Annotated in this window: 3 protein-coding genes and 1 pseudogene; 1 reads left to right on the forward strand and 3 read right to left on the reverse strand. The window is 66.1% G+C overall.

Features of this window, described 5'->3' with window-relative positions; all coding sequences use genetic code 11:
* Positions 1-204: pseudogene (locus tag WA317_RS10455) on the forward strand (SAF domain-containing protein); the annotation flags it as partial.
* Here WA317_RS10455 and WA317_RS10460 read toward each other — a convergent pair.
* The 3 genes from WA317_RS10460 to WA317_RS10470 all read right to left on the reverse strand — a co-directional run.
* On the reverse strand, positions 191-634 hold the full coding sequence (locus WA317_RS10460) for an MscL family protein (RefSeq protein WP_425172964.1): 444 nt from the start codon (positions 632-634) through the stop codon (positions 191-193). The pseudogene WA317_RS10455 and the gene WA317_RS10460 overlap by 14 nt on opposite strands.
* A 270-nt stretch (positions 635-904) precedes the next feature.
* Positions 905-1423 carry a MogA/MoaB family molybdenum cofactor biosynthesis protein gene (locus WA317_RS10465; RefSeq protein WP_425172965.1) on the reverse strand — a complete coding sequence of 173 codons (519 nt, stop codon included), beginning with the start codon at positions 1421-1423 and terminating at the stop codon, positions 905-907.
* A 23-nt stretch (positions 1424-1446) separates the two neighbouring features.
* On the reverse strand, positions 1447-2255 hold an 809-nt coding region (locus tag WA317_RS10470), incomplete at its 5' end, for a S1C family serine protease (protein ID WP_425172966.1).

Raw genomic sequence — 2255 nt, forward strand, 5'->3', positions numbered from 1 at the left:
GGACCGGACACCGGGCCCGTCGCCGACTCCAACGCCCGTCCTCGCGTGGTGGCGACCGGCGCGATCGTGGTTCTCGTCTCGGCCAAACAGAAGGCTCCGGCCACCGGAAACGACCGGGTTGTGCTGGTGGCGTTACCGGCCGGTGCGGCCAACGCGGTGGCCGCCGCGGCGCTGGTTCAGACCATCACCTTCACCCTGCACTGAGCGCGCTGCTGCTGCTTGGCTGATCGCTCGCACAGTACTTGCACTTGCTTGCCGCCTCGGGAATGTCGGACAAGCATTCCGAGCATGCCTTGGTGGCCGGCTCGGCGCCGAACACCGTCAATCCGCGGCGTCTCTGAATGTGCTTGTAAGGCACCACGATCGCGAAATAGACGACCGTCATGAAGACGATGAAGTAGATGATCGCCGAGACGAACGATCCGACGTCAAGGAAGGTCTCCTTGTTACCGGCATCGCCGAGCTGCCAGCCCAGTCCGATTTTGCTGCCGGGCTGCGCCGCCGAGACGAGTGGATTGATGACACTGTCGGTAAAGGCCTTGACCAGGTTCGAAAAGGCCAAGGCCACCACGAGGCCGACGGCCACGGTGATCACGTCACCGCGCATCATGAAATCTCTGAAGCCCTTGAACACGCGAGCCACCTCCGTCAACAGGAATGGGCAGGCCGACGCCTATGCCCGAAAAAACGGTAAATCCGCGACTGCGTAAATGCGCGTGTTCCGTGCAATTAGTCACCAGGGATTGACCGCGCCGTGACCCGCCGTCACCTATGGCACGTTGCACTCAACCGTGATGCGGGGGCCTGTTCTCCCGCAGCCATTGCTCGTGGTCGTTGGCCACATCAGCCTCGTAGGCTTCACTCTTGTCTGCCGCCGACTCGTCGTCGAACGCCGGCCCGGTCATCAGATCTCCAGACTCGACAGCTGTCCGATGATCTGCGCGGCCAGCGGGTTCAGCGTCGCCATGCCGTCGCGGACTGCAAAACGCGAACCGGCCAGGTTGACCACCAGCGTGCTGCCCGAGATGCCGGCCAGTCCTCGGGAGAGTCCGGCGTCGACGATCCCGGAAGACAGGCCGGACGCCCGGATGGCCTCGGCGATGCCCAGCAGCTCCCGGTCGAGGATCTCGAGGGTGGCCTCCGGGGTGACATCGCGGGGCGTCACTCCAGTGCCTCCGACCGAAACCACCAGATCCACTCCCCCGATGACGGCCGTGTTCAGCGCGTTGCGAATTTCCACCTCGTCCGCCGCGACGGCCACCACGCCGTCGACGACGTATCCCGCCTCGGTGAGGAGTTCGGTGACCAGCGGGCCGCTGTGGTCTTCGTCGCCGTGCGCCGTGCGATCGTCGACGACGACGACAAGTGCTCGCCCAACCAACTCCGGTGGCTTCTCCATGGCTGCAACGGTATATCTGGGCATCGACCCCGCCGCATCGACTCCGATCACTGTTGGGCCTTGCCCAGCGTGACCTGCACCGTCTTCTTCGCACCCGAGGGATCGTTGTAGGTCAACGTCACTTTGTCGCCCGGCGCTTTGGAGCGCACCGCAGCGACCAGCGCATCGGCGCTGTTGACGGGCCGGTCGTCGACTCGGGTGACGACGGCGCCGGTCGGCAGCCCGGCGCCGGCCGCGGCCCCGTCGGGCACCACCTCGACCACCTTGGCGCCGGGAGTGGCCTTGTCGATGGTCACCTGCACGCCCAACGAGGCGTGTGCCGCGGTACCGGTGTTGATCAACTCGTCGGCGATGCGCTTGGCCTGGTCGACCGGAATCGCGAAGCCCAGGCCGATCGAACCGCTCTGGGCGTCGGGCCCGGAATCGCTGCCCAGAGTGGCAATAGCGGAGTTGACACCGACCAGCTGACCGCTCATGTTGACCAGCGCACCTCCCGAGTTACCGGGGTTGATCGCCGCGTCGGTTTGGATGGCATCCAGCACGGTGTTCTGGTTTCCCGCCTCACCTGTGGTCGACACTGGCCGGTTCAGCGAGCTGACGATGCCGGTGGTCACTGTCCCTTCCAGGCCCAGCGGCGACCCGACCGCCACCACCGGTTGGCCGACGCGCAGATTGGCCGACGAGCCCAGCGATATGGGTGAAAGCCCGGAGACGCCCTGGACCCGAACCACAGCGATGTCACTGGTCGGGTCGGCACTCACTACGGTGAACGGCGCGGTCCGGCCGTCCGAGAATGTGACGGTCGTCTTCGGCGGTCCACCGCCGCCGCCCGGGCCCCCACCGCCCGGCCCGGCAC

This window comes from Mycobacterium sp. (assembly GCF_049802695.1).
In the GTDB taxonomy this organism is placed as follows: domain Bacteria; phylum Actinomycetota; class Actinomycetes; order Mycobacteriales; family Mycobacteriaceae; genus Mycobacterium.

Excerpts from the sequence above, each read along its gene's own strand:
- WA317_RS10465 (WP_425172965.1), bottom strand. The coding sequence starts at position 1,423 with ATGCCCAGATATACCGTTGCAGCCATGGAGAAGCCACCGGAGTTGGTT.